This is a genomic window from Monashia sp. NPDC004114, assembly GCF_053603855.1.
The window spans coordinates 31,000-45,875 of sequence record NZ_JBSGGK010000025.1 but is presented as its reverse complement, the minus strand read 5'-3'; the positions used below and the strand labels follow the sequence as shown (position 1 = coordinate 45,875).

Annotated in this window: 15 protein-coding genes and 1 riboswitch; of the genes, 3 read left to right on the top strand and 12 right to left on the bottom strand. The window is 70.0% G+C overall.

Translation table 11 applies throughout. From position 1 onward, the window contains the following. Window positions 1-30: 30 nt before the first annotated feature. From gcvP to ACWEOW_RS22825, 10 genes are all read right to left on the bottom strand, one after another. On the bottom strand, window positions 31-2,967 hold the full coding sequence (gene gcvP / locus ACWEOW_RS22870; RefSeq protein ID WP_452271552.1) for an aminomethyl-transferring glycine dehydrogenase: 2,937 nt from the start codon (window positions 2,965-2,967) through the stop codon (window positions 31-33). 84 nt (window positions 2,968-3,051) lie between these two features. Beyond that, a riboswitch (glycine riboswitch) is annotated at window positions 3,052-3,158 on the bottom strand. Window positions 3,159-3,225: 67 nt separating this feature from the next. Further along, a complete protein-coding gene (locus tag ACWEOW_RS22865; RefSeq protein WP_452271551.1) occupies window positions 3,226-3,810 on the bottom strand; it encodes a MerR family transcriptional regulator in 585 nt (194 codons plus the stop codon). A 239-nt stretch (window positions 3,811-4,049) separates the two neighbouring features. Then, a complete protein-coding gene (locus ACWEOW_RS22860; RefSeq protein ID WP_452271550.1) occupies window positions 4,050-4,544 on the bottom strand; it encodes a bifunctional nuclease family protein in 495 nt (164 codons plus the stop codon). A gap of 40 nt (window positions 4,545-4,584) precedes the next feature. Continuing rightward, the gene (gene ftsR / locus ACWEOW_RS22855; RefSeq protein ID WP_452271549.1) at window positions 4,585-5,307 is read right to left on the bottom strand and encodes a transcriptional regulator FtsR; all 723 of its coding nucleotides are present in this window, start codon (window positions 5,305-5,307) and stop codon (window positions 4,585-4,587) included. A 21-nt stretch (window positions 5,308-5,328) separates the two neighbouring features. After that, entirely contained in the window at window positions 5,329-5,790 is a 462-nt protein-coding gene (locus ACWEOW_RS22850; protein WP_452271548.1) for an FHA domain-containing protein, read from the bottom strand. 106 nt (window positions 5,791-5,896) lie between these two features. Further along, a complete protein-coding gene (gene gcvH / locus ACWEOW_RS22845; RefSeq protein WP_452271547.1) occupies window positions 5,897-6,286 on the bottom strand; it encodes a glycine cleavage system protein GcvH in 390 nt (129 codons plus the stop codon). A gap of 193 nt (window positions 6,287-6,479) precedes the next feature. Then, window positions 6,480-8,099: a DUF881 domain-containing protein gene (locus tag ACWEOW_RS22840; RefSeq protein WP_452271546.1), complete on the bottom strand. Its 1,620-nt coding sequence runs from the start codon at window positions 8,097-8,099 to the stop codon at window positions 6,480-6,482. Window positions 8,100-8,101: 2 nt separating this feature from the next. Continuing rightward, window positions 8,102-8,434, bottom strand: a complete 333-nt coding sequence (locus tag ACWEOW_RS22835; protein ID WP_452271545.1) for a small basic family protein — start codon at window positions 8,432-8,434, stop codon at window positions 8,102-8,104. Next, window positions 8,431-9,429 (bottom strand): DUF881 domain-containing protein, encoded by a 999-nt coding sequence (locus tag ACWEOW_RS22830; protein ID WP_452271544.1) that lies wholly within the window; start codon window positions 9,427-9,429, stop codon window positions 8,431-8,433. The genes ACWEOW_RS22835 and ACWEOW_RS22830 overlap by 4 nt, the downstream gene beginning before the upstream one ends. Beyond that, window positions 9,426-10,055, bottom strand: a complete 630-nt coding sequence (locus ACWEOW_RS22825; RefSeq protein WP_452271576.1) for a CDP-alcohol phosphatidyltransferase family protein — start codon at window positions 10,053-10,055, stop codon at window positions 9,426-9,428. Before ACWEOW_RS22825 ends, ACWEOW_RS22830 begins: the two co-directional genes overlap by 4 nt. Before the next feature lie 110 nt (window positions 10,056-10,165). Here ACWEOW_RS22825 and ACWEOW_RS22820 point away from each other — a divergent pair, with 110 nt between their 5' ends. The 3 genes from ACWEOW_RS22820 (at window position 10,166) to ACWEOW_RS22810 (ending at window position 13,423) form a co-directional block, all read left to right on the top strand. Beyond that, window positions 10,166-11,620: a YibE/F family protein gene (locus ACWEOW_RS22820; protein ID WP_452271543.1), complete on the top strand. Its 1,455-nt coding sequence runs from the start codon at window positions 10,166-10,168 to the stop codon at window positions 11,618-11,620. A gap of 87 nt (window positions 11,621-11,707) precedes the next feature. Further along, entirely contained in the window at window positions 11,708-12,502 is a 795-nt protein-coding gene (locus ACWEOW_RS22815; protein ID WP_452271542.1) for an acyltransferase, read from the top strand. Window positions 12,503-12,580: 78 nt separating this feature from the next. Next, window positions 12,581-13,423, top strand: coding sequence for a class II glutamine amidotransferase (locus ACWEOW_RS22810; protein ID WP_452271541.1), 843 nt, complete (start codon window positions 12,581-12,583; stop codon window positions 13,421-13,423). Between the two features lie 74 nt (window positions 13,424-13,497). Here the strand turns inward: ACWEOW_RS22810 and ACWEOW_RS22805 are convergent, their stop codons facing one another. Continuing rightward, window positions 13,498-13,722: a hypothetical protein gene (locus tag ACWEOW_RS22805; RefSeq protein WP_452271540.1), complete on the bottom strand. Its 225-nt coding sequence runs from the start codon at window positions 13,720-13,722 to the stop codon at window positions 13,498-13,500. 47 nt (window positions 13,723-13,769) lie between these two features. Then, the gene (locus tag ACWEOW_RS22800; RefSeq protein WP_452271539.1) at window positions 13,770-14,843 is read right to left on the bottom strand and encodes a cation diffusion facilitator family transporter; all 1,074 of its coding nucleotides are present in this window, start codon (window positions 14,841-14,843) and stop codon (window positions 13,770-13,772) included. Between the last annotated feature and the right edge of the window lie 33 nt (window positions 14,844-14,876).

Sequence of the window (14,876 nt, the reverse complement as noted above, 5' to 3'; positions counted from 1 at the left end):
ACGCGCCGCGAGAGATTCGCGTCGGTGGTTTCAGCCCTCGAACGCCTCGGGGGGCGGGCACGAGCACACGAGGTTGCGGTCGCCGTAGGCTCCGTCGATCCGGCTCACCGGTGGCCAGTACTTGTCTGCAGCGTGCACACCGACGGGGAAGGCCGCGGCTTTGCGGTCGTACGGGTGGTCCCACTCCCCCGCCATACCGAGCGAGGTGTGCGGCGCGTGCCGCAGCATGCTGTCGGCCACGGCGACCTCACCTCGCCCGATCGACTCGATCTCCTCTCGGATCGCGATCATGGCGTCGCAGAACCGGTCGAGCTCGTAGAGGTTCTCGGACTCGGTGGGCTCGACCATGAGCGTGCCGGCGACCGGGAAGCTCATGGTCGGCGCGTGGAAGCCGTAGTCGATGAGGCGCTTGGCGACGTCGTCGACGGTGACGCCCGTCTCGGCCGTGATCTGGCGCAGGTCCAGGATGCACTCGTGGGCCACGAGCCCGTCGTGTCCGGAGTAGAGCACCGGGTAGTGGTCGCGCAGGCGTGCCGCAATGTAGTTGGCCCCGAGGACCGCCATCTGGGTCGCGTGACGCAGGCCGTCACCGCCCATGAGCCGCACGTAGGCCCACGAGATCGGCAGGATGCTCGCCGACCCGAAGGGTGCTGCGGACACCGGGCCCACGCCGTTCTCCGGGCCTGCCTCGGGGGCGAGCGGGTGGTTCGGCAGATGCGGGGCCAGGTGCGCGCGGACCGCGACCGGGCCGACGCCGGGGCCGCCGCCGCCGTGCGGGATGCAGAAGGTCTTGTGCAGGTTGAGGTGCGAGACGTCGGCGCCGAACTTGCCGGGCTGGGCGAGCCCGACGAGGGCGTTGAGGTTGGCGCCATCGACATAGACCTGGCCACCGGCGTCGTGCACGAGCTCGCACAGCTCGCTGACGGTGTCCTCGTAGACACCGTGGGTCGAGGGGTAGGTGACCATGATCGCGGCGAGGTCGTCGCGGTGCGCCTCGACCTTGGCCCGCAGGTCGTCCAGGTCGACGGTTCCTCCCTCGGCCGTCCTGACGACGACGACCTTGAGGCCGGCCATGACGGCCGAGGCTGCGTTCGTGCCGTGGGCGCTGGCCGGGATCAGGCACACGCGGCGGTGACCTTCACCGCGCGCCTGGTGGTAGGCGTGGATCGCGAGCAGCCCGGCGAACTCGCCCTGCGAGCCGGCGTTGGGCTGGAGCGAGACGGCGTCGTAGCCGGTGATCTCGCAGAGCCAGCCGGCCAGGTCGTCGATGAGGGCGCGAATGCCCTCGGTCTGGTCTGCGGGCGCGAACGGGTGGAGGTTCGCGAACTCGGGCCACGTGACCGCTTCCATCTCGGTCGTGGCGTTGAGCTTCATCGTGCACGACCCGAGCGGGATCATCCCGCGGTCGAGCGCGAAGTCACGGTCGGCGAGCTTGCGCAGGTAACGCAGCATGGCCGTCTCGGAGTGGTGCGAGTGGAAGACGGGGTGGGTGAGGTAGTCGGTCGTCCGCGCCAGCTCGGCGGGTATGCCGCTCGCCTCGTCGGCGCCCCAGCTGGCCTTCGCGTCGTCGGCGACGGCGATGCCGAAGGCCGCGAGGACTGCGAGAACCGTTGCGGCAGTGGACGTCTCGTCGAGGCTGAGGGAGACGCGGTCGGCGTCGACACGGCGGATGTTCATGCCGCGATCTGCGAAGCCGGAGACGACGGTGTCGGCACGACCGGGCACGGACACCGTGATGGTGTCGAAGTAGGCGGTGGTCTCGACGTCCACGCCTCCCTCGAGCAGCGCCGAGCGCATCCCGGCAGTGAGCGAGGCCACCCGCCGCGCGATCCGCGCCAGGCCGGCCGGCCCGTGCCACACGGCATACATGCTCGCCATGACGGCGAGGAGCACCTGGGCGGTGCAGATGTTGGAGGTCGCCTTCTCGCGGCGGATGTGCTGCTCGCGCGTCTGCAGCGCCAGGCGGTATGCCGGGTGGCCGTCGGCGTCGACGGAGACCCCGACGAGGCGGCCGGGCAGCTGCCGCTCGAGGCCGCGATGGACCGACATGTAGCCCGCGTGCGGGCCGCCGAAGCCCATCGGCACCCCGAACCGCTGCGCGCTGCCGACCGAGATGTCGGCGCCCCACTCCCCGGGCGCGGCGACCAGCGTCAGTGCCAGCAGGTCGGCGCATGCCGTCACGAGGGCGCCGGCGTCGTGTGCCGCCGCGGCGAGGCCTGCCCAGTCGTGCAGGTGACCGGAGGCGTCCGGGTACTGCACCATGACGCCGACAACGGCCTTGCCCTCGGCTGCGACCGCCAGGGACTCCGGGTCCGAGACGCCGCCGAGGTCGGTGACGAGCAGGGGCAGGCCGATCGCCTCGGCACGCGTCTGCATCACCGCGATCGTCTGCGGGAAGACCTGGCGATCGACGAGGACCACGCCGTCAGCGGCGGCCTTGCTGACCCGGCGCATGAGCGACATCGCCTCGGCAGCAGCGGTCGACTCGTCGAGCAGCGACGAGCCGGCCACGTCGAGGCCGGTCAGGTCCGTGACGACCGTCTGGAAGTTGAGCAGTGCCTCGAGCCGACCCTGGGAGATCTCGGGCTGGTACGGCGTGTATGCGGTGTACCAGGCGGGGCTCTCGAGGACGTTACGACGCACGACCGGCGGTGTCACCGTGCCGTAGTAGCCCAGGCCGATGAGCGAGGTGAGCACGGTGTTGCGCGACGCGTAGCCGCGCAGCTCGTCGATGACGGCGCTCTCGCTGGCCGCCGCCTCGATGCGCAGGGGCGACTCCGAGCGGATCGCGCCCGGGATGGCGCGATCGGCCATCGCGTCGAGGCTGGGCTGTCCCACGACCTCGAGCATGTGGGTGATGTCGTCACCCTCGGGGCCGACGTGGCGGCCGACGAAGTCGGCCATCGAGGCCGTGCCGTTCGGGCCCTCGGAGAGGGAGTGGGGGGCGGCGAGCTGGTCGAGCGACATTGGGGCTCCTGCGGGTTTGAGCGGACGACACACGCTCCCCGTCTGTCGACGTGACCCCCAGTGGTGCATCGTCTCCAGATGTGCCTCGCCCGCGTGGTCCTGGCGCCTGAGAGGTTCCGGGGATGTTGCCCCTTCGGCGCCTCGCAGGTGCGGCGGCGGCTGCACCCCGAGGACTCTCCCACGCAGGGTCGATCGGCCTTACGAATCTACCAGCCGAGACGCCTCTGGCTGGAATCGCCGGCGAGCGGTAGGGCTCGCTCAGGCCATGCGACGTGCCTGGCGGCGCGCGCCGAGCTCGTCACCGGGGTGGTGGTCGGCCGGCTCGTCCTCCGCACGCTCGCTCGGCAGCTGCGCCAGCTCACCCTCGACCTCGCGCCATACGCGGCCCACGGCGATGCCGAACACGCCCTGGCCGCCCTGGACCAGGTCGATCACCTCGTCGGCGGAGGTGCACTCGTAGACCGAGGCGCCGTCGCTCATCAGGGTGATCTGGGCAAGGTCCTCGACACCCCGCTCCCGCAGGTGCCCGATCGCGATCCGGATCTGCTGCAGCGACACGCCGGTATCGAGGAGCCGCTTGACGACCTTGAGCACGAGGATGTCGCGGAAGCCGTAGAGCCGCTGGGTCCCCGAGCCGGTGGCGCTGCGGACCGAGGGCTCGACGAGGCCGGTGCGGGCCCAGTAGTCGAGCTGACGGTAGGTGATCCCGGCCGCCTTGCACGCGGTCGGGCCGCGGTACCCGATGTCCTCGGCGAGCTCGGGAAGGTCGTCGGTGAACAGCAGGCCTTGCGACCCGATCGGAATCGACCGACTGACCTCGGGCGCGTCCTCGATGGCGGCCATGCCGTCCTCCTCGTGCTTGGCTGCGGGGTTGTGCGTGGCGCGCGGCTGCTTCGGCGTCTGGGCGCAGACGACATCCAGATAACTACAGTCGCGTCGTTCTCTTTGACGGTAGGCCGCGACCGTTGGGCCGTCAATCACCGTCGACCTGACGTGCCTGGCGTGTCGCTGTCGCACCGCCAACATTCAGGTTCACCTTGAAGGTGAGCCTATCCGTGCCGTCCGACCCGGCCTTCGCCGGCTCACTCCTCACGGTCAGGGTCAGTGCTCGCCGGCCCCTCGAAGTCCTCAGCGGAGACGTGGTCGAGGAACTCCTTGAAGCGCTCGACCTCGTCGTCCTCCTCCGAGGAGACGACGATCGCGGCCTCGTCGAGGATCGAGGGCTCGACCAGCACCTTGGAGCCGGTTCGCAGGGCGAGCGCAATCGCATCGCTGGCGCGCGAGCTGATCTCGGACGTGCCGTCGATGATGAGGGCCGCGTGGAAGACGGAGTCTTTGAGCGCCACGATCCGCACCTCGGTCAGCTCGTGACCGAGCGCCGCGAGGATGTCGCGCATGAGGTCGTGCGTCAGCGGGCGCGGGGGCACGACCCCCTGCTGGGCATAGGTGATCGCAGCCGCCTCAGCGGCGCCGATCCAGATCGGGAGATAGCGACCACCGTCGCGCTCGCGCAGCAGCACGATCGGCTGGTTGGTCGGCATCTCGACCCGGACGCCAAGGACATCGACCTCTCTCACGCCTCCACCGTACCCCGCGTCCTTGGGCGACGGGACGCCCTCAACGGGCGAGCCCCGCCTTGACGAGCGCGACGTGCAGCGCGACGCAGGCCGACACGATCTCGGCAGCTCGCTCGTCGCGCGTGCCGCCGCCACGACGCGTGGCCAGGACCTGCTCGACGAGGCCGATCTCGCGGTCCGCGGCGGTCTTGAACGGACGCAGGTGCCGGGGCTCGAGACCGTACTGGCCGAGAGTGCGGGCGGCCGCAGCCACAGCAAGAGACTCGTCGCCATAGTGACCCGTCGCATCGGCCTGCAGCAGGCCGAAAGTCTCGAGGGCGTTGAACGTGGCCCGGTCGATCCCGGTCGCCTGCCGCAGCTCCGGTCCGGTCAGCGCCACGCGGCGGCGCTCGAGCAGGTCGGCGCCACTGGGGAGGTCGCGGTCGACCACCATGGGCGGCGCTTTGGGCAGGCCGCCGCCGTTGCCCGAGTCTGCGAGGCCGCGGTCGAGCGCGTCGAGCGCCTCCTTGATCACCTTGAGCGGCCAGTACCGATCCCGCTGTGCCGCAAGGATGTAGCGAAGACGCTCGACGTCCTCGGCGGCATACGTGCGGTAGCCGGCATCGGTGCGATGCGGGTGAACAAGCCCTTCGGACTCGAGGAAGCGGATCTTCGACGCCGTGACGTCCGGGAAGTCGGCCTCGAGAGCGGCGAGGACCTTGCCGATCGTCAGGCGGCGCTCGACCGCACCCGGCCCGTCACCGGCCGTCGCGCGAGTGGTCATCCGGGTCGCGACGTCCGGACGTCAGGCGGCGTAGTAGACGAGCCGGAACTTGCCGATCTGGACCTCGTCGCCCGTATGCAGCGGGGCCTCCTCGATCCGCTCCCGGTTGACATACGTGCCGTTGAGCGAGCCGGAGTCGCGCACGACATATCCGGTGCCCTGCATGACGAACACCGCGTGCTTGCGTGAGACCGTCACGTCGTCGAGGAAGATGTCGGAGTCAGGGTGACGGCCGGCGGCCACCTCCTGGTCGTCGAGCAGGAACCGGGCACCCGTGTTGGGGCCACGCAGCACGACGAGCAGGGCGGTGCCGGGGCGCAGCGCCTCGATCGTCGCCTGGTCCTCGGCCGTCAGGCCTCTGGGGTCGAGCGACTCGACGTGCTCGGTCTCTGCGGGAACGCCTTGGAACCGCATGGTGCGGGGTTCGACATTCATGTCGTCGGGGTCGGGCAGGTCGCTCGACATGCGGTCCTCCTCTGTCATCTGGGCTCGTTGGTCGCGGGCACCGGCATCCGGGCCTGGTTTCGCACACCACTGTAGTTGACCAGGCGTCGCCGGCAGCGGGCAGCGCCCCCGCGGCTCCGCGCGGTCAGGACAGGGTCGCCGTGTATGCCGTGGCGTCCATGAGCCCGTCGACGGACGAGGCGTCCGCCAGACGGAGCTCGAACATCCAGCCCTCGCCGTAGGGGTCCGAGTTGATCAGCTCGGGCGAGCCGTCGAGCGCCGCGTTGGTCGCGGTCACCTCGCCGGCGAGCGGGGCGTAGACGTCGCTGACCGACTTCGTCGACTCCACCTCGCCGCAGGCGTCGCCGACGGCGACCGTGTCTCCGACCGCGGGGAGCGACACGTAGACGACATCGCCGAGAGCGTCCTGCGCAAAGGCGGTGATCCCGATCCGGACCACGCCGTCGTCGCCGACGCGCACCCACTCGTGGTCGGTCGTGTAACGCAGGTCGGACGGGTACTCGAGGTCGCTCATGTCGCTCCTTGGTACGGCCGGGATCCGGCCTTGGTGGGTCAAGATGTGAGGAAGAGGTCGGGGCCGGGCCCGACAGCCGGTGTCGACAGCCCTCGCGGCGACCGGACCGGCAAGGGAGAGGATGCCACGACCAGGCCGCCCACGCCTCGACTGGTGTCGAAGTCCGCAAGCCGCACGCGTGGGGTCAGCATCGTCACTCCACCGGCTTCGCGTTCTTCAGCTCTGTCGGCGTGTGAGTCGAGGTGATCTCGACGAGGTTGGACTCTGCGATCGAGGCGTTGGCCCCCTTCTGACGCACCGTCTCCACGATGCCGCCGGGGATCGTCATCGCCGACGAAAGGGTCTTGGAGTCCCCGATCACGGTGATGACGAGCGGTCGGCTGACCGTCTTGCTGTCCACGACGATCTCGCCGTCGCGATCGCCCACGAACGACGACGCCACGACGCGCACCCCGCCCACGTCGATCGCCTCGGCGCCCGCGTCCCGAAGCTCCTGGATGATGTCGAGCACGATCGGCGCGGTGACCTGGCTGTCCGGATCGCTGATCCGCAAGGTGATGCCCGGGCCCTTGGCCGGGATCGTCCCAGCAAGGATCCCGAGCGTGTCGACTCGCTTCTGAGCCTGCTGGAGCGCTTCGGCGGTCGTGCCCGTGCCGCTCTTGAGCCGGTCACGGGTGGCCTCGAGCTCGCGCACCTGCGAGTCCAGGCGTGAGGCACGCAACGACACGTCGTCGAGGACGCGGACCAGGTCCGTCTGGCTGAGCTCGTCGAGCCCGCGCTGGTTCGTCAGCTGCACCTGCGCCGCGATACCCGCCCCCAGCAGCACCGCGAGGAGCGCTACGAGCAGGTTGCCGCGGGTTGCACGCGGCTTGGAGATCTTCAGCAGGCGCCCCCAGGCAGCCTTGCCCTCCACGGAATGCCGTTCGCCTGTTTCCCGCTCGCCCGCTGCCGCGGCGAACTCGTCGAAGTCGGTCCCGGTCGAGGCCGGAACCGTCGGACGAGAGGCCGCTGTGGCCGGGCCGGTCGCGACGAGGACGGCGACACCGGTCGCAGCGGGCTCGGCCGTCTCCTCGGGCTCGGCCGTCTCCTCGGCCTCAGCCGTCGCAGCGGGCTCGGCCGGCGCAGCGGGCTCGGCCGGCGCAGCGGGCTCAGCCGTCGCAGCGGGCTCAGCCGTCGCCTCCGGCTCAGGCGTCGCCTCCGGCTCAGCCGTCTCGTCGGGCTCAGCCGTCGCCTCCGGCTCAGCCGTCTCCGCGTCAGCCATCTTCTGGGCCTCAGCCGTCTCCGGCGCCAGGACCGGAGTCTCGTCTCGCAGCGGCGTCGCCGGGGTCTCGGGGGGTCCGTCCCCAAGCGGCTCGTCGCCCGACGACACGTCAGGCTCCTCCGACACGGGTTCGGGCTCGTCCGCGACGGTTTCGGGCTCGGCCGCGACCAGTTCAGGTTCGTGTGCGACTGGCTCAGGGCCGTCCGCCTGGTGATCACCGCCAGCAGACTCGTCGAGCTCGTCCGAGGCCGCATCAGCGGCGACCGCCTGCTGGTCCTTGGGCTCGTCCCCGGGCTGGTCCTCAGGCTGCTCCGCGGGCTCGGGCTCAGCCTCGGCAACTGGCGGAACGGCGTGGGTCGGCGGGTTCGCCGGCGCCTGCGCCCCTTGTTCGGCTACTCCCTCGGCCTGCTGCTCGACGGGCTCCTCGGGGTTCCAGTAGTCCTCGTCGTGGTCGGAGCCGACGTCGGGCTGGACCGAACCAGTCGGTGGGGTCGTGCTGCTGCCCGGCCTGCCAGGGGGCCGGGTGGCTCGCTTCCTCGCTCTCCGTGCCACGGTCAGGCCTTGAAGAGGTGCCGGCGGATCGAGGCCACGTTCGAGAAGATGCGGACGCCGAGGACAACCACGACGCCGGTCGACAGCTGAGCACCGACGCCGAGCTGGTCGCCGAGGAAGACGATGAAGGCGGCGACGACGACGTTCGACAGGAACGACACCACGAAGACCTTGTCGTTGAAGATCCCGTCGAGCACCGCGCGCAGGGCCCCGAAGACAGCGTCGAGCGCCGCGATCACGGCGATCGGTAGGTACGGCTGGAGCCACACGGGCACGGCCGGGTTGAGGAAGATGCCGATCGCGAGTCCCGCCAGCAGACCGAAGACTGGGATCACGACGTGCTCTCCTCACTAGGGGTTGCCTTGGGGGTGGTGGATCCCGCCGGCTGACGTTTGCTGCTCTGGCCGGTCGTGCTGGTCGGACCGGTCGATGAGCCGGAGACGCTCGGGACGCTCGGCGGCTGTGAGCCTACGGTGTCGTGCAGGGGCTTGGCGACCTCGAGGCGGGCGGCCGAGTCACCCGGGACGGTGAGCGAGTCGGCGGCCGCCAGCGAGGAGCGGATCTTGTACTGGTGGGTCAGCTCGGAGAGGTACACCCCGGCGAACGACGGCTCGAAGAGCTGCTGCATCGCGTTGGCGTCACCGAGCGCGGTGATCACATAGGGACGGGACAGCGGGCGGAAGTCGACGATGATCGCGCGACCGGCGAACCGGATCGCCGCCGTCGAGCTGAGCCGGTGGCCGTTGATCGAGATCGCCTCGGCCCCGGCACCCCAGAGCCCGTTGACGATGATCTGCAGGTCGCCTGAGGTGACCTGCCCCTCCTGGAAGTCGCTGCTCGGCCGAGACCCGGCGTTGCCGTCGACCTCGGTCGACGGCGCGTCGTCGATGGTCAGCGTGAGCCCCGGGCCGGTCAGCGGAACGGCCGCGGCGTCCACCTCGAGCTGCTTGATCGTGCCACTGAGGTCGGCACTACCGGACTGCGTCAGCGCGAGCGCCTCGTAGTCGCTGACCTGCTTGCTGACTGCCGCGATCCGGGCCTCTTGGTCGCTCGAGTGCTTCTGGAAGGCCTCGATGCGCGATACGAGCTGCTGCTTGAGCGCGGCCGCAGCAGTCGGCTTCGGACGCAGCGACTGCGCCGCGACGGCGAAGAGGAATCCAGTGAGGATCGCGAGCAGGACGACGAGGACCGTGCGAGTCGAGGTCGCCCTGGGGAGGCCGGCAGCCTCGCGCCGGTCGGCGGCGTCCTGGTAGCCCGGGTCGAGCGGGCGCTCGAGCATGGAGGTGAGCAGCGTCATCGACTCGTCCGGGCGACGCCCCTGCTGCGTCACGGTGTCACCACCTGCTTGCGGCCGGCCAGCACGATCCTGGCGTGGACGGCATACAGCACCGCGGCGAGCCAGTAGAGGGCCAGGCCCCACCACGCGAAGCCCCAGCCGATCGGACGCGCAAGGTCGCCGATCCAGTCGTCCCGCTGGGCCAGGAGCAGCAGGGGAAAGGCGTAGAGCAGGTTGAAGGTCGCGGCTTTGCCGACGTAGTGGACCGGTAGGCCGAGCTGGCCGCGGCTGCGCAGGTAGAGCAGCATCAGGCCCATGACGACCTCGCGGGCCACGAGCGCGATGACGAACCAGAGCGGGATGATGTCGCGCCAGAGCAGCCCGATGAGGGTCGTCAGGATGTAGAGGCGGTCCGCTATCGGGTCGAGGAACTGCCCGAGGCGGCTCTCCATGTTGAACCGGCGGGCGATCTTGCCGTCGAGATAGTCGGTGACGCCCGACAGCGCGAGCACGAGCAGGGCCAGCCCGTCGCGCTCGCTGAGGATCGCCCAGAGGAAGACGGGGACCCCGAGCAGACGCAGGACGGACAGCACGTTGGGGATGGTCAGCAGGCGCTCGGACACCACGTGTTCACGCTCGTCCGGCACCTTGTCGGGCACCCTTTCCGGCACCTTGTCCACCTCCACGGCGGCAAGCCTAACTGCCATGGGGGCCCTCGGCCCAAAGCGGACCGCATCCATCCGGACACGAAGTCACACTGTCGCAATTCGCCCGTGGCACACTCTGCTCCATGCCCGGCGGACCGCACCACAGTCATGCCCATGGCGCTCACGAGGCCGAGAGCACGGTGAGCGTCGGCGTCGTCGCCCGGGTGGCCCTGACGCTGTTCCTCGGCGTGGCTCTTGCGGTCACGATCTTCGGCGTGGTCAGGCTGTGGCCGGACGCCAGCAAGGCGACCACGATCAAGACCAGTGACTTCGCAGCGCCTGGGGCGACGTTCCCGACGGCCGAGGTGCTCAAGGTGCTGCCGGTGTGCACCGGCAAGGACGCACAGACGGGCGCGACGCCTGCCGCCGGGCAGGGCGGCGATGTCGTCGAAGCGGACACCAAGTGCGGCGCGATCACCGTCCAGCTGGAGCAGCCCACGGCGACCTCGGGTGACGTCCACCCGACAGTGTCGGTGTCCGTGCCGCCCGCGATCTCGGTGTCGGGGCTTCGCGAGGGCGACACGGTCATGCTCTTGCGGATCCCGGCCCAGGACAGCCAGCCCGAGGCGTACTCCTTCCTGCAGGTGCAGCGAGGGGCGCCGCTGTCGCTGATGTTCGTGCTCTTCGTGCTCGTGGTGGCACTCGTTGCGCGCTGGCGCGGCATCCTGGCCCTCGTCGGTCTCGCGTTCGGCGGCCTCGTCGTCGTCAAGTTCATGCTCCCGGCGTTGCTTGCCGGCGAGTCCGGCCTGCTTGTGGCCGTCGTCGGGTCGGCCCTGATCATGTTCGTCGTCCTCTACCTGGCCCATGGCCTGTCCATCCGGACCAGCACCGCACTGGCGGGGACCCTGTTCGGCGTGGCGATCACCGCCGGACTGGGAGTGCTGGCGGTGGACCTGGCCCGGCTCAGCGGCGTGGCGAGCGACGAGGGCGCGACGCTGGTGTCCTTCGCCCAGAACCTCAGCCCTCAGGAGCTGCTCACCTCCGCGATCATCGTCGCGGGCCTGGGTGTGCTCAACGACGTGACCATCACCCAGTCCTCGGCGGTGTGGGAGCTGCGGTCCGCGGCGCCGTCCATGGGTCGTCGTGAGCTCTTCCGGTCCGGGATGCGGATCGGCCGCGACCACATCGCCTCGACCATCTACACCATCGTCTTCGCGTACGCCGGCGCTGCTCTGCCGGTGCTGCTGCTCCTGTTCATCTATGAGCGTCCCGTTCTCGACCTGATCCAGACCGAGTCGCTCTCTGAGGAGATCGTCCGCACGCTGGCGAGTGCGATCGGCCTGGTTCTCGCGGTCCCGATGACCACAGCCATCGCGGCCCTGACTGTCGGAGCGGCCAAGGCAGCCCCGGAGACCGAGCGTGCCCGTGCCGACGAGGGACACGTCGATCACGACCCGTATGAGGACCCGAGCCCCTACGACGCGTACGGCCGACCGCAGACGGGGCCGACCGCCGAGGACCTCGTGCGTTCTGCGAGCGGTCCTCGCCCGCCGGCCACGCGCGCTGAGGCTCGGGCGCGCATGACGCCCCCCGACTGACCATCGGGGTATGCCGCGGGGCCCGGCTCGCGGCATACGTTGCAGTTGCTTTAAACCTGCTCCCAGGTACCCACTATGCTCCCGGCCATGATCTTGCTCAGGACCCTCGAGGCGTACGAGGACGATCGCGGGAACCGCATCGAGTTCGACGGACAGGTGAAGTCGGACGTCCGCGTCAAGTTCGTCGGCGTCAACAACACGCTGCGGATCTCGAGCCCACAGCGGATCGAGCACCTCATCATCGACTTCGACTGCAACGACGGTCTGGTCGAGATCGGTCCTAGCCAGGGAGTGCCGGCGCTCCGCGCCGCCATCAGGGTCGGTGAGAAGTCCAAGGTCCTGTTCGGCAGCAACGTCTCCACGACGACCAAGGTGGCGATGTCTGCGGCCGAGGGCACGACCATCCGCATCGGCGATGACGTGATGATCGCCTCGGACGTCCAGATCCGTGCCGACGACGGCCACCCGATCTTCGACGTGCGCACCGGCAAGCGGGTCAACCGGTCGCGGTCCATCACGATCGGCAACCACGTGTGGCTCGGCCTCGAGTCGTGCATCCTCGCCGGCGCGTCCATCGGAGACGGCTCAGTCGTCGGTATGCGGTCGATCGTCACGCGCGCCCTGCCCAACAACGTCGTCGCTGCGGGCGTCCCGGCCAAGGTCGTGCGTCGCAACATCGCCTGGGAGCGTCCGCACCTGACGCTCGTGAAGCCGTACAACAAGCCGGATGCCAAGACGGTGAAGAAGTCGCCCTACTGGGCACTGACCGCTGAGGTCGGCCAGACGCCGAAGGTTCACACGATCAGCCAGCGGACCCGGGCCAAGCGGCGGCTCGCTGCGATGCTCAGGGCCGCCAAGGCCTCGATGTTGATCCGGCTCTGAGACCGGCGCGGCGGCTCCTGCACGATCGGCCTCCCCAGAGGCCTTGCCTCGCGCGCCGTGGCCTGCTTCCGTGGAAGCATGTGCCGCTGGATGGTGTACTCAGGGGATCCGCTGCTTGCCGAGGACCTTCTCTTCAAGCCCGAGCACTCGCTCATCGAGCAGAGCCTGCGTTCGCGCATGGGCGCGACGACGACCAACGGGGACGGCTTCGGGATCGGCTGGTATGGCCTCGGCCCGCGGCCGGCGGTGTTCAAGAGCGTCGACCCGGCGTGGAACGACCAGAACCTGCGCGAGCTGACCAGCCAGGTGGAGACCCGGCTGCTCTTCGCGCACGTCCGCGCTTCGACGGGGACACCGGTGCAGCGCAGCAACTGCCACCCGTTCCGCCACGGCAACTGGCTGTGGATGCACAACGGGCTGATCCGCGGGTTCCACGACCTCAAGCGCGACCTGGCGTTCGCGGTGGACCCGGCGCTCTACCCGCACATCGAGGGATCGACCGACTCGGAGATGCTGTTCTTCCTCGCCCTGACCTTCGGGCTGGAGGACGATCCCATCCGTGGCGTCGCCCGGGCTGTGGGGTTCGTCGAGGACCTCGCCTCCCGCCGCGGCGTCCCCAACCCGGTGCAGGCGACCATGGCGACGAGCAACGGCGAGTCCGTCTGGGCGTTCCGCTACTCGAGCGAGCGCAAGACACGCACGCTGTACCACTCGACTGATGTCACACAGCTGCGGCTGCTGCACCCAGAGGTCGAGCAGCTCAACCGCCTCGGCCCGGAGACGCGCCTCGTCGTGTCGGAGCCGTTGCTCGATCTGCCGGGCGCGTGGCGAGAGGTGCCGGAGTCGTCGGTCGGGATCATCCAGCCCGGCGACGACGAGATCCGGACCTTCGAGCCCGAGCCGCCCGCGCTGGTCGCTTGATCGGCAGATCGCCTGATCGCGGCGGCGCGAGCGGCCCTCGCTCTCTGGGGTTTTCGCTCTCGGGCGATCCGCCTTCAGCCGTTCGCGCGACGCGCGACGAGATACATCGGGACGGCTAGGACGCAGACGAGCAGGCTCAGGGCCGCCCAGATCTCGGGTCGGTCGATCGTGTAGCCCCCGACGCTGGCAACGACGGGGTGCCCCCGGTCCTCGCGCGTCCTGGCGTCCTCGAGAACCCACAGGCTGCACGCCCCGAGCAGCAGCAGGAGCACCAGGATGGACACGAGGGTCGGTCGCACTCCCCCAGCATGACACCCGAGTGCAACCGGCCTGCGGCCAGGCGGCGCTACGGCGCGAGTGCGGTCGAGGCGACTCCTACGGGCGTCCCGTGTGCCCCGGCCGGGCTCGTATGCACCAGGGCGGCGTCCAGCCGACGCACGGCTGCGCGCAGGGCCGCCTCGACGGCATGCGCGACCTGATGAGCCCGCACCAGCGTGAGGTCGCGCGAGACCGTCACATCGACCTCGGCCCGCAGCGTGTGGCCGATCCAGCGCATCCGAAGATCACGCACGTCCACCACCCCGGGCACGGCCGCCACCGCTGTCACGGCTGTGGTCACCAGCTCCGGCTCGACGGCATCCATGAGGCGTGCGCCGACCTGCACCGCTGCGGACCGCAGGACGCCCAGGATGGCGAGCGTGATGACCAGGCCGACGACCGGGTCGGCGGCGTCCCAGCCGAGAGCAACGCCACCGGCGCCGGCGAGAACTGCCAGGCTGGTGAAGCCGTCGGTCCGGGCATGCAGACCGTCTGCCACGAGGGCTGCGGACCCGATCCGTCGCCCGACTCGGATGCGGTATCGCGCCACCAGCTCGTTGCCCGCGAACCCGATGAGCGCCGCGGCCGCCACGAGCCAGAGGTTGCTGACCCGCTGCGGGTCCACGAGCCGCCGGGCCGACTCCCAGGCAGCCAGCAGCCCGGACAGCGCGATCATCGCGACGACGAACAGACCGGCGAGGTCCTCGGCCCGGCCGTAGCCGTAGGTGAAGCGCCGGGACGCCGCCCGTCGCGCCAGCGAGAAGGCCACGAGCAGCGGCACCGCCGTGAGCGCATCCGCGAAGTTGTGCAACGTGTCGCCGAGCAGCGCGACGGACCCGGACACGCTGACGACGGCTGCCTGGAGCGTCGCGGTGACTCCCAGCGCGGCGAGGCTCAGCCAGAGGGCGCGCCGTCCAGCGGCATTCGCCTCGAGCATCTCGTCGACCTGTTCGGCCACGTCGTGCGAGTGCAGGCCGAGGATCTGGCTCACCGCATGCCTGACCCTCCCCCACGTGGTCCGGTCGTGCAGGTGGCCGTCGTGAGAACCGCTGTGTTCGTGGCCATGTGCGCGGCGGTGGTCGTGCGGGTCGAGTCCGGGCATGTGATCATGCTACCTGCGCATATGTGAAGGTAG